Source organism: Tabrizicola fusiformis, from assembly GCF_013328815.1.
In the GTDB taxonomy this organism is placed as follows: domain Bacteria; phylum Pseudomonadota; class Alphaproteobacteria; order Rhodobacterales; family Rhodobacteraceae; genus Fuscibacter.
Map to the genome: position 1 here is coordinate 93,105 of NZ_JABUHN010000009.1, position 22,157 is coordinate 115,261.

Annotated in this window: 17 protein-coding genes; 11 read left to right on the forward strand and 6 right to left on the reverse strand. The window is 64.2% G+C overall.

Annotation, left to right across the window (positions count from 1 at the left end; all coding sequences use genetic code 11):
• The first annotated feature begins 146 nt into the window (after nt 1-146).
• Genes HS053_RS15140 through HS053_RS15175 form a run of 8 tightly spaced genes read left to right on the forward strand, consistent with a single transcriptional unit; the run spans nt 147 to nt 8,237 of the window.
• Nucleotides 147-1,436, forward strand: coding sequence for an AAA family ATPase (locus tag HS053_RS15140; RefSeq protein WP_174212210.1), 1,290 nt, complete (start codon nt 147-149; stop codon nt 1,434-1,436).
• Nucleotides 1,437-1,479: 43 nt separating this feature from the next.
• Entirely contained in the window at nt 1,480-2,943 is a 1,464-nt protein-coding gene (locus HS053_RS15145) for a CpaF family protein (protein WP_174212105.1), read from the forward strand.
• A gap of 9 nt (nt 2,944-2,952) precedes the next feature.
• The gene (locus HS053_RS15150) at nt 2,953-3,921 is read left to right on the forward strand and encodes a type II secretion system F family protein (protein WP_174212106.1); all 969 of its coding nucleotides are present in this window, start codon (nt 2,953-2,955) and stop codon (nt 3,919-3,921) included.
• A gap of 6 nt (nt 3,922-3,927) precedes the next feature.
• Nucleotides 3,928-4,917 (forward strand): type II secretion system F family protein, encoded by a 990-nt coding sequence (locus HS053_RS15155; RefSeq protein WP_174212107.1) that lies wholly within the window; start codon nt 3,928-3,930, stop codon nt 4,915-4,917.
• A 27-nt stretch (nt 4,918-4,944) separates the two neighbouring features.
• Nucleotides 4,945-5,490 (forward strand): tetratricopeptide repeat protein, encoded by a 546-nt coding sequence (locus HS053_RS15160; protein ID WP_458358901.1) that lies wholly within the window; start codon nt 4,945-4,947, stop codon nt 5,488-5,490.
• A 35-nt stretch (nt 5,491-5,525) separates the two neighbouring features.
• Entirely contained in the window at nt 5,526-6,374 is an 849-nt protein-coding gene (locus tag HS053_RS15165; RefSeq protein WP_174212108.1) for a tetratricopeptide repeat protein, read from the forward strand.
• Nucleotides 6,375-6,377: 3 nt separating this feature from the next.
• On the forward strand, nt 6,378-6,875 hold the full coding sequence (locus HS053_RS15170; protein WP_174212109.1) for a prepilin peptidase: 498 nt from the start codon (nt 6,378-6,380) through the stop codon (nt 6,873-6,875).
• Between the two features lie 39 nt (nt 6,876-6,914).
• Complete coding sequence (locus tag HS053_RS15175) at nt 6,915-8,237, forward strand: P-loop NTPase family protein (RefSeq protein ID WP_174212110.1); 1,323 nt, start codon at nt 6,915-6,917, stop codon at nt 8,235-8,237.
• A 27-nt stretch (nt 8,238-8,264) separates the two neighbouring features.
• Here HS053_RS15175 and HS053_RS15180 read toward each other — a convergent pair whose 3' ends face one another.
• From HS053_RS15180 to mgtE, 3 genes are read right to left on the reverse strand one after another with little or no spacing between them, the layout of a single operon-like run.
• A complete protein-coding gene (locus HS053_RS15180; RefSeq protein WP_174212111.1) occupies nt 8,265-8,834 on the reverse strand; it encodes a hypothetical protein in 570 nt (189 codons plus the stop codon).
• A complete protein-coding gene (locus HS053_RS15185) occupies nt 8,834-9,394 on the reverse strand; it encodes a 5-formyltetrahydrofolate cyclo-ligase (protein ID WP_174212112.1) in 561 nt (186 codons plus the stop codon). The genes HS053_RS15180 and HS053_RS15185 overlap by 1 nt, the downstream gene beginning before the upstream one ends.
• Complete coding sequence (mgtE, locus tag HS053_RS15190; protein ID WP_174212113.1) at nt 9,391-10,761, reverse strand: magnesium transporter; 1,371 nt, start codon at nt 10,759-10,761, stop codon at nt 9,391-9,393. The genes HS053_RS15185 and mgtE overlap by 4 nt, the downstream gene beginning before the upstream one ends.
• A gap of 125 nt (nt 10,762-10,886) precedes the next feature.
• Between mgtE and guaD the strand changes: the two genes are divergently transcribed.
• The 3 genes from guaD (at nt 10,887) to HS053_RS15205 (ending at nt 16,555) form a co-directional block, all read left to right on the forward strand.
• Complete coding sequence (guaD, locus tag HS053_RS15195) at nt 10,887-12,173, forward strand: guanine deaminase (RefSeq protein ID WP_174212114.1); 1,287 nt, start codon at nt 10,887-10,889, stop codon at nt 12,171-12,173.
• Nucleotides 12,174-12,366: 193 nt separating this feature from the next.
• Complete coding sequence (locus tag HS053_RS15200) at nt 12,367-13,467, forward strand: efflux RND transporter periplasmic adaptor subunit (protein WP_174212115.1); 1,101 nt, start codon at nt 12,367-12,369, stop codon at nt 13,465-13,467.
• A gap of 10 nt (nt 13,468-13,477) precedes the next feature.
• Entirely contained in the window at nt 13,478-16,555 is a 3,078-nt protein-coding gene (locus HS053_RS15205; protein ID WP_174212116.1) for an efflux RND transporter permease subunit, read from the forward strand.
• A gap of 51 nt (nt 16,556-16,606) precedes the next feature.
• On the opposite strand, the gene HS053_RS15210 is transcribed toward HS053_RS15205, so the two are convergent.
• The 3 genes from HS053_RS15210 to HS053_RS15220 form a co-directional block, all read right to left on the reverse strand.
• Nucleotides 16,607-18,805, reverse strand: a complete 2,199-nt coding sequence (locus HS053_RS15210) for a M10 family metallopeptidase C-terminal domain-containing protein (protein WP_174212117.1) — start codon at nt 18,803-18,805, stop codon at nt 16,607-16,609.
• Nucleotides 18,806-18,848: 43 nt separating this feature from the next.
• The gene (locus tag HS053_RS15215) at nt 18,849-19,274 is read right to left on the reverse strand and encodes a hypothetical protein (protein WP_174212118.1); all 426 of its coding nucleotides are present in this window, start codon (nt 19,272-19,274) and stop codon (nt 18,849-18,851) included.
• A 90-nt stretch (nt 19,275-19,364) separates the two neighbouring features.
• Nucleotides 19,365-22,148 carry a beta strand repeat-containing protein gene (locus tag HS053_RS15220; protein ID WP_174212119.1) on the reverse strand — a complete coding sequence of 928 codons (2,784 nt, stop codon included), beginning with the start codon at nt 22,146-22,148 and terminating at the stop codon, nt 19,365-19,367.
• Nucleotides 22,149-22,157: the final 9 nt, after the last annotated feature.

Sequence of the window (22,157 nt, forward strand, 5' to 3'; positions counted from 1 at the left end):
TTTTTTAGCCCCAATCTCGACAAACTCCCCCTGCACCTTCGGCCTAATGGGAACAGTCTGCCGCAGCGACATGCGGCCGGCCCCCGGGGCCCTGATCGCCGGACGCGATCAGGCATCGGAGGCTGATAGTGGAAGGGCACGAGGCGATGACGAGCGTGGCGAACCTGCAACCCGATCCTGCACCGCTTCTGGCGTGTACGATCTCGCGCGATGTCCAGAATTTCGATCTGCTCATCGACGAGATGGAGCTGGAACTGGGCGAGGCCTGGGGCGACCTGGGATTTGAGGATGCGCTGGTCTTCTTTGGCCAGCCGGATGCGGCGGGGCTGGAGTTCGTGGCCATCGCGGTGAACGGCGCCGACGAGGCGGACCTTGCCACGATCACCGACATCATCCGGGCAGCAAAGGAACGGTCGATCAAGGTGATCCTGATTGCCGATCAGGTCAGCCCGATTGCCCTGCATCAGATGTTGCGGCTCGGTGCCGATGATTTCGTGCCCTATCCGCTGCCCGAAGGTGCCCTGCACGAATCGATCGAGCGTATCCGCAAACCGGCCCCGGCCCCCGAGCCAGCCCCGGTCGCCGCAGCGGCGGCGGCCCCTGCCCCGGCCGCCGATCCCGATGCCGGCACCCATCCCGCCTTCAAGGCCAAGGGCGACCGCGACGGTGTGGTCCTGCCGGTGCATGGGCTGGCGGGCGGCTGCGGCGCCTCGACCTTTGCGACCAACCTCGCCTGGGAACTGGCCACGGTGGACAAGACACCGCCGCGGGTTTGCCTGATCGACTTTGACTTTCAGTATGGCTCGGCTGCGACCTATCTGGACCTGCCGCGCAAGGAAGCGGTGTTCGAGATTCTGACGGACACCGCCCATGCCGACAGCGACACGCTGTTGCAGGCGATGCTGACCTTCAACGACCGGCTGCATGTGCTGACGGCTCCGTCCGACATGCTGCCGCTGGATATTCTGGGGCCTGAAGAGATCGGCAAGATCATCGACATGGCACGCGCCAATTTCGATTTCGTGGTCATCGACATGCCGAAAACCATCGTGGCCTGGACGGAAACCGTGCTGAACCGCGCGCATCTTTACTTTGCGCCGCTGGAGCTTGACCTGCGCTCGGCCCAGAACGTGCTGCGGCTGGTCCGCGCGCTCAAGGCTGAGGGGCTGCCGCATGAAAAGCTGCGCTTCGTGCTGAACCGGGCGCCGAAATTCACCGACCTCTCTGCCAAGAGCCGGGTCAAGCGGATGGCCGAAAGCCTCGACATCAGCTTTGAGGTGCAACTGCCCGACGGTGGCGCGCAGGTGACGCAGGCCAATGACCACGGCCTGCCCCTGTCCGAGAATGCCGGGAAGAATCCGCTACGCCGCGAAATCCAGAAACTGGCCAAATCGCTTTTCGATCTGAACAAGGCGGTCGAGGCCGGCAGGGCCTGAGGCCCGCCGCCACCGCGACACACAGCGACACCTGGGGGAACAGATGTTTTCGCGTTTCAAAAAGCCTGAAGGGGCGCCCGGCCGTCCTGCCGCCACCGCGCCGGTGACGCAGGCCACGCCTTCCGCCCGCCCCGCGGCGGGTGCAGCGGCACCCAAAGCCATGACCGGCGGCCGTGCAGCCGCGGGGGCCACCGTGCGGCCCGCAGCCGAAATGGCCGCGCAGGACAAGGAAAAGAAACGCAAGGACCGGATGCAGGAGCTGAAGACCGAGCTGCACAAGCGTCTTCTGGACAACCTGAATCTTGCCGCGCTGGAAAAGGCCACCGAAGCCAGCCTGAAATCGGAAATCGCCGCCATCGCCGCCGAGGCGCTGGATGAAATGTCGGTCGCGCTGAACAAGGACGACCGCAGCACGCTGAACCAGGAACTTTATGACGAGGTGATGGGCCTTGGCCCGCTTGAGCCGCTGCTCAAGGACGAATCGGTCAACGATATTCTGGTCAACGGGCCGAACCGGATCTTTGTGGAACGCTCGGGCAAGCTGGAACTGACCGACATCACCTTCAAGGATGAACGCCACCTGCTGCGGATCATCGACAAGATCGTGTCGGCGGTGGGTCGCCGGGTGGATGAAAGCAACCCTTATTGCGACGCCCGCCTTGCCGATGGCAGCCGTTTCAACTGCATGGTGCCGCCGGTCGCGGTGGATGGCAGCCTTGTTTCCATTCGGAAATTCAAGAAGGAAAAGCTGGGCGTTCCCGATCTGGTGCGCTTTGGCGCCTTTACCGAGGAAATCGCGCTCTATCTGCAAGCCGCGGTTTCGACCCGGCTGAACATCATCGTTTCGGGCGGCACGGGTTCGGGGAAAACCACCACGCTGAACGCGCTGTCCAGCTTCATCGACAACCGCGAGCGGGTGCTGACCATCGAAGACACCGCCGAATTGCAACTGCAACAGGTGCATGTCGGCCGGATGGAAAGCCGCCCGCCGAACGTCGAAGGCAAGGGCGCGGTGACGCAGCGCGACTGTCTGCGCAACGCGCTGCGGATGCGCCCCGACCGGATCATCGTGGGCGAAACCCGGGGTGAGGAAGTCATCGACATGCTTCAGGCGATGAACACCGGCCATGACGGATCGATGACCACGATCCACGCCAACTCGGCCCGCGACGGCATCAGCCGTCTGGAAAACATGGTCGCCATGGCCGGGATCGAAATGCCGCTGAAGGCGGTGCGCAGCCAGATCGCCTCGGCTGTCAACCTGATCGTGCAGGCCAGCCGCTTGCAGGACGGCTCGCGCCGGATGGTGTCGGTGACGGAAATCACCGGCATGGAAGGCGAAGTGATCTCGATGCAGGAAATCTTCCGCTACGAACGCCTTGGGGTGGAACCGAACGGCAAGATCATTGGCCGCTTCAATGCGACGGGCGTCCGCAGCCATTACTCGGACCGCTTCAAGCAATGGGGTTACGACCTGCCCGCCTCGATCTATGAACCGCTTATCTGAGGAACCGCCATGCAAATCTCAGCCGCGCCGCTGATCTATATCCTGATCTTCGTGGCCGTCCTTGTGCTGGTGGAGGGCCTCTATCTGACGGTCTTCGGCAAGTCGATCAGTCTCAACAGCCGGATGAGCCGCCGTCTGGCCCTGCTGGAAAAGAACCAGAACCGTGAACAGGTTCTGGAGCAACTCCGCAAGGAGATGAGCCAGCATCTGAATTCGCGCGGGATTCCGCTGTATTCCATTCTGGCGGCCAAGGCGCAGAAGGCCAACATCGCCTTTTCGCCGCAGCAACTGATCATGATCATGGGTGGCTTGTCGGTGGTGGCCTATCTGGGCCTGACGCTGGGCACCGAGGCCAGCACGCCGGTCCGCGCGCTGATCGCCATCGCCATGGGGATTGGTGGCGTCTACACTTGGGTCAACAACAAGGCCAAGAAGCGGATGGCCCTGCTGGAGGAACAGCTTCCCGACGCGGTGGAGCTGATGGTGCGCAGCCTGCGGGTGGGGCATCCGTTTTCCTCGGCCATCGGCATTGTGTCCAAGGAAGTGCCCGACCCCTTGGGGACCGAATTCGGCATGATCGCCGACGAGGCCGCCTATGGCCGCGACGTTGCCGAAAGCCTGAAAGCCTTTGCCGAGCGGATGGACAGCCAGGATTTGCGCTTTCTTGCCGTGGCCGTGACGATCCAGCAGCAATCGGGCGGCAACCTGGCCGAGATTCTTGACGGTCTGGCCAAAGTGATCCGCGCCCGGTTCAAGCTGTTCCGCCGGGTCAAGGCCATCACCGCCGAGGCGAAATGGTCGGGCATGTTCCTGTCGGCCTTCCCGATTGGCGCGCTGATCATGATTTCGGTGGTCAAGCCGGACTATTACGACAAGGTGAAAGACACCCCCGCCTTCATTCCCGCGGCGCTGGTCGTGGCGGTCTTTCTGGTGGTCAACGTCGTCTTCATGAAGATGATGGTCAATATCAAGGTCTAGGGCATCATGGATTTTCTGAGCAACCTCAATACGATGCTGACCAGCCAGTTCGGCCCGCTGGGCCCATTCCTGGCGATCGGGCTCTTGGGTCTGGCGCTGATCCTGGTCACCCTGCCTTCGATGCTGAAAAAGCAGGAAGACCCGCTGGCCAAACTCAAGGCGCAGCGTGAAGGCACGGCCCGCGCCGCCAAGGCGGGCGGCGGGGCCGATCTGCGCCGCGGCCAGGACCGCGACAAGCTGGAGAAGTTCGCCGGCTTCCTCGAACCGCAGGATGCCGAAACCATGTCTGCCTCGCGGCTCAAGATGCTGCGGGCGGGGTATCGGGCCAAGAATGCGGTGCGGATGTTCCACTTTGCGCAATTCGCGCTGGGTCTGGGCTTTCTGGCCCTTGGGATGATCTATGCGCTGGTCGTTTCTTCGCAGCAGGAGGTCGGCACGCAATTCATGATCATCGCCACCATCGGTCCGGGGGCGGCGGGCTATTACCTGCCGCAATACTGGGTGCAGCGCCGGTTGCAGGCCCGTCAGGCCGAGATCGTCGCCGGTTTTCCCGATGCACTGGACATGATGCTGGTCTGTGTCGAGGCGGGCCAATCGCTGGACCAGTCGATCAACCGCGTCGCCAAGGAAAGCCGCGCCGGATACCCTGCCCTCGCCGATGAATTCGAGATGGTCGCGCATGAGGTGAAGGCCGGCAAGGAACGGGTGCAGGTGCTGAAGGATATGTCGGAACGGGTGGGCATCTCGGATGTGTCGTCCTTCGTCACGACGCTGGTGCAATCGGCCACCTTCGGCACCTCGATTGCCGAGGCGCTCCGGGTTTATTCGGCAGAAATGCGCGACAAGCGCGTGATGCGCGCCGAAGAGAAGGCAAACACCTTGCCGACCAAGCTGACGCTGGGCACAATGATGTTTACCGTGCCGCCCTTGATGATCATCCTGATCGGACCGTCGGTCTACGGCATTTCGCAGACGCTGAGCGGTGGCGGGGGCTGACAAGACGTGCTTTTGCAAGCGGGCCGGATGGCCCTTATCCTGCCGCTTCTGGCCGCCTGCACATTTGCGGGCGGCCTTGGTGCATCTGACCCGGTGCGCGCGCCGGGGCTGAACAGCCGCGAAGAGGGGGTGGACGGGTTGCTTGTCGGTCACCGCCTTATGGAGGCGGGCGAGTTTGAACTGGCGCTGAAATCCTATCTGCGCGCCGCGGCCCAGCACGGGATGAATGCCGATGTGCTGTCGGCTCTCGGCTCGGCCAACCTGCAACTGGGCCGTTTGGGACAGGCCGAAACCCTGTTGCGCCGCGCGGTCGAGATGGACCCGTCCTTTGTGCCCGCGCTGAACAATCTGGGCGTGGTGCTGATGGAGCAGGGAAAATACGGTGAGGCGCGGGTGGTCTTCCAGCAGGCCTTTCAGGTGGACAGTGGCCAAACGGACTCGATCCGCGAGAATCTGCGGCTGGCTATCGCCCAGACCGAAAATGCGGTATATCCTGACCCCGAGTATCAGGAACCGCGGTATAATCTGGTGCGGCGCGGCTATGGCGAATATGTCTTGCTGACGCAGCTTTAGGCCCGCGCGAAGTCGAGCAGTCAAAAGGACGCAAAATGCGCCACCCTGTCGTGTTTGCCGCCGGTCTGGCGGGGCTGGTCGCATTGGCGGCCTGCAATCAGCGCACCTCGGATGCCGAGGTGCAGCGCGCGCTGAAAAGCGTGAACGTCATCGACGAGTCAAACCTTTCCGACATCATGCTGACCGTGGGCGACCCGAGTGAGGCGGTCGCCTATTTCTCGAAATCGGCGGCGGAAAACCCGGACCGGATCGACCTCAAGCGCGGGCTGGCCAAGTCGCTGATCCGCGCCAACCAGCCGACACAGGCCGCTGCGGTCTGGACCCAGATTCTGGCGATGCCCGGCGCGGGCAATGAGGACCGGGTGGGGTTGGCCGATGCGCTGATCCGCTCGAACGAATGGGGCCGGGCCGAGGCCGAACTGAACAAGATCCCCCCCACCTTTGAGACCTATGAGCGTTACCGGCTTGAGGCGATGGTGGCTGACAGCAAGAAGAACTGGAAGAAAGCCGACAGTTTCTATGAAATCGCCGCCGGGCTGACGACAAAACCGGCCGGGGTTCTGAACAACTGGGGCTATTCCAAACTGACCCGCGCCGATTACGCCGGGGCCGAGAAGCTGTTTCTTGAGGCGCTGACCTATGATCCGGGCATGTTCACCGCCAAGAACAACCTTGTTCTGGCGCGCGGCGCGCAGCGCAAATACGACCTGCCGGTGATCCAGATGACCCAGATCGAGCGGGCGGAGCTTCTGTATACGCTGGCGCTGACGGCGATCAAGCAGGGCGATGTCGCCGTAGGCAAGGGTCTGCTGCAGAACGCCATCGACACCCATCCGCAACATTTCGAAGCTGCCGCGCGCAGCCTTGCCGCGCTGGACGGCTGAACCATGACCGGGCTTTCGCCGCTGGCCGCGCTGGCCTTTCTTGTGTTTTCGCTGCCGATCGGCATCTGGGTGGCATGGTCTGACCTGTCAAAGATGAAGATTCCGAACAAGGCGGTGCTGGCGATGCTGGCGGGCTTTGTAGTGGTGGGGATTTTGGTGCTGCCGATCAAGGTCTTTGGCCTTGCACTGGCGCTGGGGGCGGCGGTTCTGGTGGTGGGCTTTGTCGCCAATGCCGCCGGGCTGGTGGGGGCGGGGGATGCCAAGTTTGCCGCCGCCATCGCGCCGGTCTTCATCGGGGGCGACCTGCGCTTTATCCTTGGCCTGTTTGCTGCCTGCCTGCTGGGCGCCTTTGCCAGCCACCGGCTGATGCGGGCAATCCCGGCCTTTCGCCGCGCCACGCCCGATTGGGCCAGTTGGACCCATGCCGATTTCCCGATGGGCCTCGCGCTGGCCGGGACATTGATCTTCTATCTTCTGGCCGCACTTAGGCCATTTTTCTAGGGTTTCCTTTCGGGCAACAGATTGTCCCGAGGGAATCCGATGAACGTGCAAGTCTCGCCGCCCGCCTCTGGCGTGATCGCCCCGCCGCAGCCCAAGACGCTGGCCGATACCGGGCTGTCTCTGGTGATGATGCGGGAAATCCTGCTCAAGACCATGTTCCGCATGAACATTTCTCTGGTCAGCGATCTGGCCCGGGCAATCTGTCTGCCGCTGCCGCTCACGCAGGAACTGATCGACCTGGCCCGCAGCCAGAAGATGCTGGAGGCGACGGGGACGCTGCATGCCACCTCGGGCAGCGAGATGGGCTATCAACTGACCGATGCGGGCAAGTCGCGGGCGCTGGATGCCCTGAGCCAGTCGGAATATTACGGCGCGCTGCCGGTGCCGCTTGAAGCCTATGGCGCGCAGATGAAGCGGCAATCGGTGCGCGACATCAAGCTGACCCGGCCCGAACTGATGAAGGGGATGGGCCATCTGATCCTGCCGCCCGACCTGATCGACAACCTTGGTCCGGCGGTCACCTCGGGGCGGTCAATCCTGATGTATGGCCCGCCCGGCAACGGGAAATCCAGTATTTCCAACGGCATCCGCGCCGCATTGGGCGACCGCATCTATGTGCCGCGGGCCATCGAATATTCGGGGCAGGTGATCACGGTCTATGACCCGATCGTGCATTCGGCGGCGGTGGAATCGGTCGATGATCCGACCGCCCTGCGCCGCACCGGCGCGCGGTTCGACAACCGCTATGTGCATTGCGAACGCCCCACGGTGATCACCGGGGGCGAATTGACGCTGGACATGCTGGACCTGAAATACAACCCGACCGCCCGCACCTATCAGGCGCCGTTGCAACTGAAGGCTTCGGGCGGGATCTTCATCGTCGATGACCTTGGCCGCCAGTCGGAACCGCCGCAAAAGCTGGTGAACCGCTGGATCGTGCCGCTGGAAGAGGCGCGTGACATTCTGGCGCTGCAATCGGGTGAGAAATTCACCGTGCCGTTCGATACGCTGGTGATCTTCTCGACCAACTTCCACCCGAACGAGATTTTCGACGGCGCGGCGCTGCGGCGGATCTTCTTCAAGATCAAGGTCGATGGCCCCAATCAGGAAATGTTCCTGAAGATCTTCGCCATGGTCGCGCGGAAAAAGAAGATGCCGCTGAACGAGGCGGCGCTCTTGCATCTCTTGAAGGTGAAGTATCCCACCATCGCCATGAACTTCGCCAACTATCAGCCGACCTTCCTGATCGACCAGATGATCTCGGTCTGCGAGTTCGAGGGCATCCCCTATCAGATGACCCCCGAGCTGATCGACCGTGCCTGGGGCAACATGTTCGTGCGTGACGAGGTGATTGCCAAGTAGGATGGGCAATCTGCCCATCCCGCCGATCTATTCGGCGGCCACCGCTTGCGAGCTGAGTTCGCGTTCCAGATTGCCGTTCTTGTCCAGAATCCGGGTCTTGGTGGCCCAGATCACCAGATGCTCGGGGTCAAGCCAGCGTTCGCCCTCGGCCCGGACGGCGGTGGGTGTGCCCATGGTCACCGCAAGGTGCAGCACCGGATAATGGCATTCGCCGACCACCATCGTCTCATGGCCCAAAAGGCGCACCGTCATGGCATAGGCTGTCGCGGTGGCGGGCGTCACCTGCTGGGCGAAAAGCTGCACCTCGCGCCCCGGGGTCAGGCTGGCAGGATCGGGCAGCGCGCCCTGCCAATCATAGCGCACCGCATTGCCGTTGAAGCTGCTCTGCATCGGATAGATGCCCCAGAGCGCCTGCATCTCGGTGGTCTGGTCCGGTTGCGGGTGGGACTGATAGCGCAGGGTGTTGCCCTGCCGGGTGATGCCGTCGATCACGGCGCCATCGGCAAAGGTCACCTTGGCGGGCGTCTTGCCCGGCGGCAGGCAATCGGCCCCTGCCCCGGTGGCCAGTGCGCAAAGGGCGGCGGCAAGGGTTCGCATTACTTTCCTCCGAACAGGCGCAGGCCGGTTTCCGTCACGATGGCATCCAGCGGCTGATCGGTGTCTTCGATCGGCACTTCGTCCACCTCTTGCGCGGCAAAGGCAAAGCCCACGGCCAGCGTCCGGCGCCGGGCGCGCAGCCCCTCCAGCGTGCGGTCATAAAAGCCGCCGCCATAACCCAGCCGGAAGCCCCGCGCATCAAAGGCCAGAAGCGGCACGATCAGCACCTCGGGCTCGATCCAGGCGCCTTCGGCGGGGATCAGCGCGCCGAACTCCCCTTCCACCATCGCGGCGCCCGGGCTCCATTCGCGGAACCGCAGGGGCTGCGCCGCGCCGGGGATCACCGGCACGCCGACGGCGGCGGGATGGGCTGCCATGGCAGGCAGCGGGTCAATCTCGGTGCGCATCGGCATGTAACCGGCCAGCGGGCGGTGCCGATGGGCCGACAGAAAATCGGCAAGGATTTCCGCGGCCTGCCCCTGCTCCTTGGCAAAGGCCGCTTTGCGGGCGGCAAAGGCGGCCTTGCGGGCCGCCGCTTTCAGGGCGACGAGATCGGTCATAGCAAAAGCACCGTGGCAAGGCCGAGGAAGGCGAAGAACCCCATCACATCGGTCAGGGTGGTCACGAAGGTTCCCGAGGCAAGCGCCGGGTCAAAGCCGAATTTTTCCAGCGTCAGCGGCACCATGACGCCGCCCAGCGCCGCCACGATCTGGTTGACGATCATCGCCATGCCCAGAACCGCGCCCAGCCGCATGTCCCAGAAGATCAGCCCCCCCGCCGTGCCGAGGATCAGCGCCAGCGCCAGCCCGTTCAAGAGCCCCGCCCCCAATTCGCGCAGCACCACGCGGCGGGCGTTGGCCGAGGTCAGGTCGCGCGTCGCCAGCGCCCGCACCGCGACGGCCAGCGACTGCGTGCCCGCGATCCCCCCGGTCGAGGCGACAATCGGCATCAATGCCGCCAGCGCCACAAGTGCCGCAATCGTCGCCTGAAACTGCGAGATGACGATGGCCGAAATCGAGGCGGTGAAGAGGTTGATCACCAGCCAGGGCAGCCGCTGCTTCACCGTTTCCAGCGACCCGTCCGAGATCGAGCTTTCTTCGCCCACACCGGCCAAAAGCAGCATGTCTTCCTGATGCTCTTCATCCAGCACGTTCATCGCGTCGTCGATGGTGATCACGCCCACAAGGCGCCCCGCCGCATCGACCACCGGGCAGGAAATCAGGTGATACTGGTTGAAGATATAGGCCACATCCTCTTCGGCATCGGTGGCCTCGATGGTGCGAAAGCTGTCTTCGGTGATGTCGCGCAACCGGGCTTCGCGCGGGGCGGACAGCACGCGGCCAAGGGTGACATAGCCGGTCGGCTTCATCCGCGGATCGGACAGGATGACGTGATAGAACTGGTCCGGCAGATGCTCGGCGGCGCGCAGGTGGTCGATCGCCTCGCCCACGGTCCAGTGTTCGGGCGCCACCACCACCTCGCGCTGCATCAGGCGGCCGGCGGATTGTTCGGGATAGGCCAGCGATTGTTCCACCGCCAGGCGGTCTGCCTGATCCAGCGCCGAGAGGATGCGCACGATCTGCGGCGCGTCGAGGTCTTCGAGGATGTCCACCACATCGTCGGAATCCAGCTCGCGCATGGCTTCGGCGACGACATCGGCGGGCAGCGCCTCGATCACCTCTTCGCGGATGGAATCGTCCAGTTCCGACAGGATTTCGCCGTCGATCTCACGCGAGGACAGGGCCAGCAGCGCGTTCCGCTCGGTCGGGCCGATCTGCTCCAGAAGGTCGGCGATGTCGGCGGCGTGCAACGGCTCCAGAAGTTCGGTAACGCGGGCGGCATCGCCCGCCTCGACCGCCTCAAGAATGGCATCGACCCGGGCTTGTTCCAGCCCGTCCTCTTCCCTGACTGCCAGTTCTTCGGCCATCGGCGCCCCTTTTCGATTACCCCATCCTTAGCGAAAGCTGTTTCGGCAAAACAGGGGGCGGATGGAAATTTACCAAATGCTCATCAATGGCTAGTCTGATCCGGTTGCAATGCGAAGGGGCCCCGATGGCCGATCTCCTTTTGGGGCAGGTTCTGTCCTATGACGCCGATCCTTTTGCCGAAGGGATCGCCGCCGCCCGGCATGAAAGTGCGGGCGCCGTTCTGGTGGAGGGCGGGCGCATCGCGGCGGTCGGCCCGGCCGACCGGCTGCGCGCCGCCCATCCGCAGGCCCGGGTGACCGATTACGGCAAGGCGCTGATTTCGGCCGGGTTTGTCGATGCCCATGCGCATTATCCGCAGACGGCGATCATCGCCTCATGGGGTAAGCGGCTGATCGACTGGCTGAACCTTTACACCTTCCCCGAGGAAATGCGCTTTGCCGATCCGGCCTATGCGCAGGCGGTGGCAGAGCGGTATCTGGGGCTGGTAACCGCGCATGGCACCACTTCGGCTTGCAGCTATTGCACGATCCATCCCGAAAGCGTCGATGCCATCTTTGGCGCCGCCGCGACGCGGGATATGCGGCTTTGGGCGGGCAAGACCTGCATGGACCGCAATGCGCCCGAAGGGTTGCGCGATACTGCCCAGACCGGGCATGACCAATCGGCGGCGCTGCTGGCCAAATGGCACGGGCGCGGGCGGGCGGCCTATGTGATCACGCCGCGGTTTTCGCCCACCTCGACACCCGAACAGCTTGCTGCGATGGGGGCACTTTGGGCCGCCAATCCCGATTGCCTGATGCAGACGCACCTCAGCGAGCAGACGGATGAGGTTGCCTGGGTGCAGGCGCTGTTCCCGCAGGCCCGCGATTATCTGGATACCTATGAGGCGCATGGGCTGCTGGGCAAGGGCGGGCTTTACGGCCATTCCATCTGGCTGACCGATCGCGAAAAGGCCCGGCTGGCTGAGGTGGATGCCAGCCTGGTCCATTGTCCGACCTCGAACACTTTCATCGGTTCGGGCCTCTTTGACATGGACGGGTTGAAACGCGCCGGGCTGCGGGTGGGGCTGGCGACCGATACCGGGGGCGGCTCGTCGTTTTCCATGCTGCGGACCATGGCGGCGGCCTATGAGGTGGCGCAGTTGCGTGGCCGCGCGCTGCATCCGGCAGAGCTTTGGTGGCTGGCCACCCAAGGCTCGGCCCGCAGCCTGCACGCCGACCACCTGATCGGCAACATCGCCCCGGGGATGGAGGCCGATCTGGTGGTGGTTGACCTTGCCTCGACCCCCGCCATCGCGCAGGCAGTGACGCGGGCCGCGGATATCTGGCAGGCGATCTTCCCGACGATCATGATGGGCGACGACCGCGCAATCCGCGCCACCTGGATCAATGGAAAGCCGGTGGCGGCGTGACGGCCGCAAAGGCTGCGCAGAAGTAAACCGGCCGGTTTGAAAGCGTTCGGGCATCACATTTGATCCGAAGGCATACAAACGACCGGAAAAGCGATATCAGGGAGTTGACGATTGCCGCCAAGCGTTACAGGCAGGGCGGAACGCCGGTGGCGGTCGCTGCCCCGGCCTGTTTTTGCCGCGCTGGAGGAACACCATGTTCAAACGCCTGATCATCGCCATCGTCCTTCTGGGCCTTATCGTCGGCGGAATTGTCTGGTTCAAGTTCTTCCGCGACGAGATGATTGCCCAGTTCCTTGGCGGCATGGTCCCGCCGCCGGTGCCGGTCACCGCCGAAACCGTCGAAGGCGTGACATGGGAGCCGGGGATCGACGCCATCGGCACCTCGCTTTCGGCGCGCGGGGTTGATCTGGCCATCGAATCCGGCGGGCTGGTGCGCGAAATCCTCTTTGCCGCCAATGATGCGATCACCGAGGGGCAGAACCTCGTGCAGATCGACGATGACAGCGAAAAGGCGGCTTTGGCCGCCGCGCAGGCCGGGCTGGGCGTGGCCCAGACCGAAGCCAAGCGCGCCAGCACCCTGTCCGAGCGCGGCGTGGGCGCTGCCAACACGGTCGAGGCCGCAGCGGCGCAGGTGGAAAGTGCGCGCGCGCAGGTGGCGCAGGTGCAGACCGCGCTGGACGCCAAGCGGCTGACCGCGCCCTTCGCAGGTGTCATCGGCATTCCGCAGATCGAGGTGGGCCAATATGTCTCGCCCGGGCAGATCTATGCGACCTTGCAGGATCTGGGTCAGATGCGGGTCGATTTCGCGGTGCCTGAACAGCAAATCGCGGCACTTGCGCTGGGTGGCGCCGTTTCGGTCGCCTCCGAGGTGGGCGGGTTCAAGGCCGAGGGCCGCATCATCGCCATCGAGCCGCGGGTCGATCCCAATTCGCGGATGGTTTCGGTGCGCGCCGAGGTGGAAAACCCCTCGGGCCAGCTTTATCCCGGCCAGTTCCTGCGCGTGCGCATCTCGCTGCCCGCCGAGGCGGGGGTGATCGCGGTGCCGCAAACCGCCGTCAGCTCTTCGCTTTACGGCGACTCGGTCTATGTGATCCGGGCCGGCGAGACGGCGGACGAGCTGACGGTCGAGCAGGTCTTCGTCAAGATCGGCCGCCGCGAGGGCGGACGGATCGAGATTGTCAGCGGCCTTGCCGCCGGGGATCAGATCGTGACCTCGGGGCAGAACCGGCTTTCGTCTGGCGCCAAGGTCAAGATCGACACTTCGGTCGCGCTTGGCGCGCCGGCCGGCGAATAAGGGGCAGGCGATGCATTTTTCCGAACTCTTTATCCGCCGCCCCGTTCTTTCGACGGTCCTTGCCGCGCTGATCCTGTTTCTGGGGCTGGCCTCGGTGATGAACCTTCAGGTCCGCCAATATCCCGAGGTCGAGGAGACGGTGATCACCATCACCACGATCTACCCCGGCGCGGCGCCCGACCTGATCCAGGGTTTCGTGACCAGCCCCATCGCGGCGGCGGTCTCGACCACGGAAAACATCGACTATGTGACCAGCCAGTCCACGCCCTCGGCCTCGGTCGTGACGGTGCAGATGAAACTGGGCGCCAACCCCGACATCGCCCTGACCGAAGTGATGTCGAAGGTGCAGCAGGTGCGCGGCCAACTGCCCGCCGATGCCGAAGATCCGGTGATCGTCAAGGGCACGGGCATGACCTTTGCCCTGATGTATCTGGCGGTGCAGAACCCCAATATGACGCCCGAACAGTTGACCGAATACCTTGAGCGGGTGGTGCGGCCACGAGTGACCAATATCGACGGCGTGGCGCAGATGGAAATCATGGGTGCCGCCGAATATGCCATGCGCATCTGGCTGGACCCGCTGCAAATGTCGGCGCGTGGCGTGACCGCTTCGGAAGTGCTGGCGGCGATCCGTTCGTCAAACTTCCTCTCGGCGCCGGGCAAGACCGAGAACGAGTATTTCACCTATTCCCTGACGCTGGATTCCACTGTGCAGACGCCCGAAGCCTTTGGCGCCCTGCCACTGGTAGAAGGCGCCAATGGCACGGTGCGGCTGCGCGATGTGGCGCGGATTGAACTGGCTTCGGGTTCGACCGATGCCATCGTGACCTTTGCCGGAGAGCCGGGCACCTTCATCGGCATCATTCCCGCCCCGGGCGAAAACCAGCTTGATGTGGCCGCCAATGTGCTGACCGAACTGCCCAAGCTGAACGCCACCCTGCCACAGGGCATGACGGTCAAACTGGTCTACGATTCCACCGAAACCATCGCCGCCTCGATCAGCGAGGTGTTCAAGACCATCGCCGAAGCGGTGGCGATCGTGGTGGTGGTGATCCTCTTGTTCCTCGGCTCGTTCCGCTCGGTCGTCATGCCCATTGTCACCATCCCCCTGTCGTTGATCGGGGTTTGTGCGGTGATGCTGATGCTGGGCTATTCGATCAACCTCTTGACGCTTCTGGCGATGGTTCTGGCCATCGGTCTGGTGGTGGACGATGCGATTGTGGTGGTGGAAAACATCCACCGCCATATTGACGACGGCCAAAGCCCGGCCCGCGCGGCGATCACCGGGATGAAGGAAATCACCGGGCCGGTGATTGCGATGACGATCACGCTGGCCGCCGTGCTGGCGCCGCTGGCCTTTACTGGCGGTCTGACCGGCTCGCTGTTCACCGAATTCGCGCTGACGCTGGCGGGATCGGTTGTGATTTCCGGCGTGGTTGCGCTGACCATCACCCCCACCATGTCGGCCCGGCTCCTCAGCCATGGCGCCCCCGGGCGGTTCCAGCGGATTGTGGACCGGGTGCTGACGGGCGTGTCGAACTGGTATGAAAGGCGGGTCTCGTCGTCGCTCGATTACCGGCCGGTGACGCTGCTTATGGTGGTGTCGCTGGTGGGGGCCATGGGGTTCATGTTCCTCAACACCTCGTCCGAGCTGGCGCCGGAAGAGGATCAGGGCGCGCTTTTCGCCATCCTGAACGGCCCGCGCTATGCCACGCTGGACTACACCGACACCTTCACCCGTGAAATCGGCAAGCGGACGGCGGATATCCCCGAGGTGCAAACCTCGTTCTCGGTGGCGGGAATGGGCGGGGCCGGCAATACCGGCTTTTACATCTGGGCGCTGAAGGACTGGTCGCAGCGTGACCGCAGTCAGGCCGCCATTCAGGCCGAGGTTCAGGGCATCCTCGATGGCGCCCCGGGGGTGCAGGGCTATGTCTTTGCCCCGCCCACCCTGCCCGGCGCCGGAGGCGGCCTGCCGATTTCCATGGTGATCCAGTCAATCCACGCGCCCGAGAGGGTGGTGGAAGTGGTCGAGGAAATCCGCGCCAAGGCGATGCAGACCGGCAAGTTCATCGTGTTGCAGAACAGCCTGTCGTTCGACGCGCCGCAGGTCCGCATCACCATTGACCGCGACCGCGCGGCAGAGCTGGGCGTTTCGGTGGCCGATATCGGCAGCACGCTGGGCATCATGGTGGGCGGCGGCGCGGTAGCGCAGTTCGACCGCGATTCCAACAGCTATGACGTGATCACCCAGGTTCCCGCCGAATGGCGCGACAACCCCGAGCGGTTGAGCGAATTCTTCGTGCGCGCCCGTTCGGGGCAGATGGTGCCGCTGTCCTCGGTGGTGAGCATTTCACCACGGGTCACCGCCGCCGCCATCGAGCAGTTCAACCAGTTGAACGCTGCCACGCTGGCGGGGATGCCGATGATCGGCCTCTCCACCGGCGAGGCACTGGCCGAGCTGGAGCGAATCGCGGCAGAGGTGCTGCCGGACGGCTTCTTTGTCGATTATTCCGGCCAGTCGCGGCTGGAAAAGACCGAAGGCAACACCATCCTTCTGGCCTTCGGCGCGGCGCTGATTGTGATTTATCTGGTGCTGGCGGCACAGTTCGAAAGCTTCCGCGACCCGTTCATCATCATGATGTCGGTGCCGCTGTCGATCTTTGGCGCCATGCTGCCCTTGTATCTGGGGGCCAGCACGCTGAACATCTACACGCAAGTCGGGCTGATCACGCTGATCGGGCTGATCACCAAGCACGGCATCCTGATGGTGGAGTTTGCCAATCAGCAGCGCGACGACCGCGGCTTGTCCCGGCGCGAGGCCATCGTGGCCGCCGCCAAGACCCGCCTGCGCCCGATCCTGATGACCACTGCCGCCATGGCGCTGGCCGTGGTGCCGCTGATCATCGCCGAGGGCGCCGGGGCCGCCGCGCGGCAGGCGATGGGTCTGGTGATCTTTACCGGGCTGATCATCGGCACGATCTTCACGCTTTTCGTGGTGCCGATGTTCTACACGCTGATCTCGCGCAGCGACAGTTCCTATGTCCTGCACCGCCGTCAGGTGGAAAAGACCTTCGGCGCAAGCTGATCTGGGCTTGAAGCCCCCCGGCGGCCCCCCTCGCGGGGGCCGCAGCCATGGTCAGAGGTAAATCCGGCCGTCCGCGAATTCCAGCACTTCGACATTCAACACGATGTCGAGACCATCCGGCCCGGCCGAAAGGTTCAGCACGCTGAACCGGCCATCGGCCAGATTGGTGACGGTATATTGCGCCCGCGTGCCAGTATAGAGCGCGGTATCCCAGCCCGCCCCGCCGTCGATCGTGTCATTGCCGCGCCCGCCGATGATGCGGTCATTGCCCAGACCGCCGTCGATGCTGTCACGCCCGGCGCCGCCGTCGATCGTATCGGCACCGTTCAGGCCGAAGATGAAATCATCCCCCGCCAGGCCGCGCAGGATATTGGCGGCATTGTTGCCGGTCAGCCGGTCCACATAGCTGGAGCCGGTCAGGTTCTCGACGTCGATATAGCTGTCGCCCGTCGCCTGCCCGCCGGTGCCGGTGCCTGCCAGCAGGCTGGCGATCACCCCCGAGGCGGCCGAGGAATAGGCGACGGTATCGCGCCCGGTCCCCCCCTCGAACGTGTCATTGCCGCCCGAGCCGACCAGCCAGTCATAATCGCCCAGCGCGCGGATGCGGTTGGCGCCGCCGTCGCCGGTGATCAGGTCGCCGTAAATGGTGCCGGTCACATTCTCGATGCCGGAAAGGCTGTCGGTCTCGCCCAGAATGGTCGCGGTTCCGGCGACAAGGTCCAGAACCACCCGGGCCCGCGCATCGACGTAAGACACCATATCGGTGCCGGTGCCGCCGACCACGCTGTCAACCCCCGCCCCCGGCGTCAGCCAGTCGCCGCCCGCGCCGCCGTCAATCGTGTCATTGCCCGCGCCGCCGTCGATATTGTCGCCGCCGTTGTTGCCGAGAATGCGGTTAGCGGCATCGTTGCCCGTCAGCGTGTCATTGCCGCTGCCTGCCAGCAGCCCCTCGATCACGGTGCCACGCGCGATGCTCAGGGTGCCAAGATCGCCATAGACATCGGAAACCGAGCCGGGCCGCAGATCAATCCGCTGATTTGCGCTGTCCGAGCGGAAGTCGAGCGTGTCATTCCCACCCTGATCGACGATGGTCATGGCAAGCGTGATGTCGTCGGTCCGGTTGGCATTATAGGTCGAGAACATCGCATAATTGGCACCGGCATTGGAGTTTTCGCCATAGGTCGTGTCGCCGGTGCGCAGCGTCGCCACTGTGCCATAGAGATTGGCGATGGCGATGACATCGGCCATCATCGGGGTGATGGTATAGGCGTAAGTATCACTGATATAAGTATTTTCGCTTTGGCTGAAATAGGACATGACAGAAATCTGCCAACTGTCGTTGCGCGCATCGTTGCTGGTGCCGTAGATCGCGGTGCCGTTGTAATTGCCCGCATGACCCAGACCCAGCGCATGGCCGATTTCATGGATGAAGGTCTGATAGCCATAGCTGGTCAGGGTGCTGCCCTCGCTGTCCAGCCATTCCTGATCAATGTTCACGGTCGAGCTGAGGATATTGCCATCACCGTCCACGATGCTGTCGGCATAAGCCTCGCCGCCGGTCCGTTCGCTCAGACGGGTAAAGGTGATATCGGCGCTGCCGTTCACCTGCCGGAACGTCAGGCCGGTGGCATCGGTCCAGGCACTCAGCGCGCGCAGGGCCAGGGTGCGCATGGTATCGGTCAGGGCGGTGAGGTTGACGGTGAGTTCCCCGCCCGCCGCAATGTCAAAGCTGCGCCGTTCCCGGTCGCTGCGTTCCCAGTAGCCATCGGTCAGTTGCTCGGCCATCTCGTCAACGGTCCAGACCGGTGCGGGGGCCAAGGCGGCATAGGTCAGCGTATAGCTCCCGGTCGGCCCGGAACCGCCTTCGTTCACCTCATACCGCGTTGCGCCGATGTAATAGGTGCCGGTCGTCTCCACGGAATAGGTGATCTGCGAGTCGGTGCTGCCGCTGTCGTCGTTCCAGGCAATCAGGCCACCCGCCGCGTTGAACAGGTAAAGGTAGGTGTCGGCGGCCTGTGACTGCAGGCTGAAGCGATAGGTTTCGCCGGCGGTCAGTTGCACCCGGACCCAATCGACATCCGTCCCGGTGCCATACTGGCCGTTGAACGTATCGCCCGCTCCCAAGGAATAGGTGGTGGCCGCACTGGCCACGGCATCGGTGGTTTCCGTCAGCACCGCGTTTTCGCGGGCGGCATCAGTCAGGTCATAGTCGCAGTCGGTGGACCACGGGCGCAGCGAAGAGCAGATCATGCACAAGGAGACATCTCCTGAAAATACGGATGGAGGCGAGGGGTCAGGGTGCGGGCATCAGCCCCGCAAAAGGTTCGGCATCAATCAGATGGTCGGCCAGCCGGGCAATGGCCGACGGGGCCAGACTGGCCCGGTCGCTTTGTTGCAATTCAAGGGGCGCGCCGGCCTGATCCACCCCGTTCGCCCGCAGCACAAGCTGCGCCGACAGGCGGGTCGGGCCAACGTCGATCACATTGACCAGCAGCTGCGCCTGATCCTGCGCCAGCCGCTGCGACAGGGCCGGTCGCGCCGCAACCGCGCGGCTGAGGTCGGCGCAGAGGCGGGCAACACTCTCCGGCAGGTCCGCCTCTGCCTGAAGGGCCGGCGTAGCGGGGTCGGAAAATTCCAGCCGACAGGCCGGATCGGCCGCGGCCTGCGCCAACCCGGTTCCAATCGCCAAAAATCCACAGGTCACAGCAATCACTTTCATGCCGCCACTTTGACCGAACTGCCCTGCGGCGTCAAAGTTTTCGTCACGTTTGCCGCGCAGGGGCACCACAGCCAGGCCCTTGGTCTGAAATCACAAAAGCAAGGTGCCATCGGCAAAGACCAGCACTTCGATCCCGAGAAGCAGGTCAAGCCCGTCGCCGCCGGCGGCAAGGGCCTGCACGGTTGCCCGGGTGGAATTTCCGGTGATGCTGTAATCCGCCTGATTGCCGGAAAAGACCGCATAGTCCCAGCCATCGGCCCCGTCGAGCGTGTCATTGCCGCCACCGCCCGTCATCCGGTCGAACCCGGCGCCGCCATAGAGATAGTCCGCCCCCAGCCCGCCATCCAGCGTGTCATTGCCGCCATTGCCGAACAGGATGTCGTCGCCCGTCAGCCCTTGCAGCAGATTGGCGATGTTGTCGCCCGTCAGCGCATCGCCAAAGGCCGAGCCGGTGAGATTCTCGATCGAGGTGTAAAGATCGCGGGCCGCTTGCCCCGCCGTCCCCCGCCCCAAGAGGAGAGAGGCCGCCACCCCCGCCGTCGCGGCGCTATAAGCAACCGTGTCAATCCCGTTGCCGCCGTCATAGCGGTCGCGCCCGGCGGAACCGATGAAAAGGTCATAACCGCCCATGCCGCGAAAATCATCCTCGCCCGACGAGCCATAGAAAGTATCGCCGTAGATCGAGCCGGTCACCCGCTCGACCGAGATATAGACCTGCCCCGCAGCCATCCCCGCCAGACCGCGCCCTGTGCCCAGATTGACGGTCACCGCCCCCGGCGCGGTGATATAGGAGATCATGTCGCGCCCGGTGCCGCCGTCGATGGTATCGGCGCCCGGTGTGGCGTTGAACCAGTCGTAATCGCCCAGACCACGCAGCAGATTGGCACCGTCATTGCCGGTGATATTGTCGGAAAAGATGCTGCCGGTCAGGTTTTCAAGGTTCAGCAGCCGGTCCACCTCATTGCCGGAACGGGCGATTCCGGTGGTAAGGTTGATCTCGAAGGCCAGCAGCGCATCGACAAAGCTGACCATATCCACCCCGTCGCCGCCGTCCACCGTGTCATTGCCGGCCCCCGGCGTCAGCCAGTCATTGCCGCCGCGTCCCTCAAGGCTGTCATTGCCCGCCCCGCCCGAAAAGGTGTTCGCGGTGGATGATCCCAGAAGGCGGTCGTCAAAAGCGGTGCCGTCGATGATCTCGATCGAGCGCAGGTCATGGCCCGCCGCCGCCCCTGCATTCAGCGCCTGCGCCTGCAGGTCGATCACCAGACCAAAGGGGGCGGCGGCATAGCTGATCTTGTCATTGCCGCCGCCGCCATCGAAAATCCGCGCGCCCGCAGACCAGTAAAAGACATCGGCCTCGGCGCTGCCGCCGGAATAGGTGCTGCTGGGCGGCGCGGTGGTGATCAGCGTGCGGTCGCCGGAAAATTGCAGCGCCGCCGCCACTTCACCGGCGGTCAGGCTGCGCCCGGCGATCAGGGTGATTTCGGCGGTGCCGATGCGGATCACCGCGCCGGTGGTATTGGGCAGGATGGTCAGCCCGTCCAGACCGCGCAGCGCCGGATAGCCGGACAGGTCGATGCGGTCTTCCGCGGGATCAAAGCCTTGCAGCGTATCACGGCCCGCCGCATCGGGCGTCAGCACATAAAGGTCAGCGCCCGCGCCCCCCTCCAGCGTGTCGCGCCCCGCGCCGCCAACGAGGGTGTCATCCCCCGCACCCGCCCGGACCCAGGCACCACTTGCGGGGGCTGTCAGCACGTCATTGCCGGGGGTGCCGGTGGCGGTGGTGGCGCTGATCCCGGCCAAACTGCCACCATAGCGCGCCGGGTCCACCAGAATCCGCGTCACGCCCTGATCCCCGGCGGCAAGGGCGTAAAGCTCTATCCGGCCGCCGACCATGACAAAGCTCAGATCCTGAATGTTCTGCAGCGCGGTATCGGTGCCGTCGATCAGCGTGTCGAGGATCACCAGCCGCCCCGAGGGCAAAAGCTGAAACAGCGTCACCCCGCCGTCGCCCCCCGCCGCCGCGATCAGAACCTGCCCGCCGACCGTCAGCACATCCATCGCCGATACCCCGCCGAACCGGGTGTCGAGGCTGTCGGCAAGCTGGTCAGTGAAGGTCAGGCTGCCATCGTCACCCAGCCGCATGACAGTCAGCGAGCTGGTGCCGAAGGCGCCCAGCAGAACGAAATTCTGCCCGTTCAGCGTGGCCACCGCCACCTGCGACGGCAGGTTGACCGGCAAGAAGTTGGCCGCGCCAAGCTGGGCCACCGGCGTCAGCAAGCCGTTATCGTCGATGCGCAGCACGCTGACCGTGTTCTGGGTCTGCGAAGCGGTGATCAGATAGCGCCCCGCTGCGGTCGTCGCGCTGGCCATGGCGGCAATGCCTTCCAGCGCCAGCGCAGAGGTATCGGCAAGGCTGGAGAGCTTGGTCAGGCGGCCATCGCCCGCGGCCCGGTAGACCGAGATGCCGCCCGCCGCCCAAGAGGACAGAAAGACCAGATCGCCGCTGCGATGGGCCGCCACCGCATTGCCGGAAAAGCCGCTGCCATCCAGCCAGAGGGTGGTGCTGCCCTGCCCGCCCGGCGTGGCAAGGCCCGTCAGCGGGGCAAGGTCGATCCGCCGGTTGGCACCGTCAATATCCACCGTAACCGGACCGCGACCGGCGCCTGCCGATGTCGTGGAAACCGAAGCCGGATCAATCTGGCCCGTGGTCAGCGCAATTGTCGCCGTCTGCCCCTGCGCCGTGTTGTGGACCGACAGCAGCGGGCTGCCCGTGCCCGCCCCGGTTCCTGCCGTGATCACAAAACGCGCCGTCTCGCCGATGGTCGAAACCACCCCGGCCCAGAAGGTCTGGACAACCGCCAAAACCGCCATGACACCCAC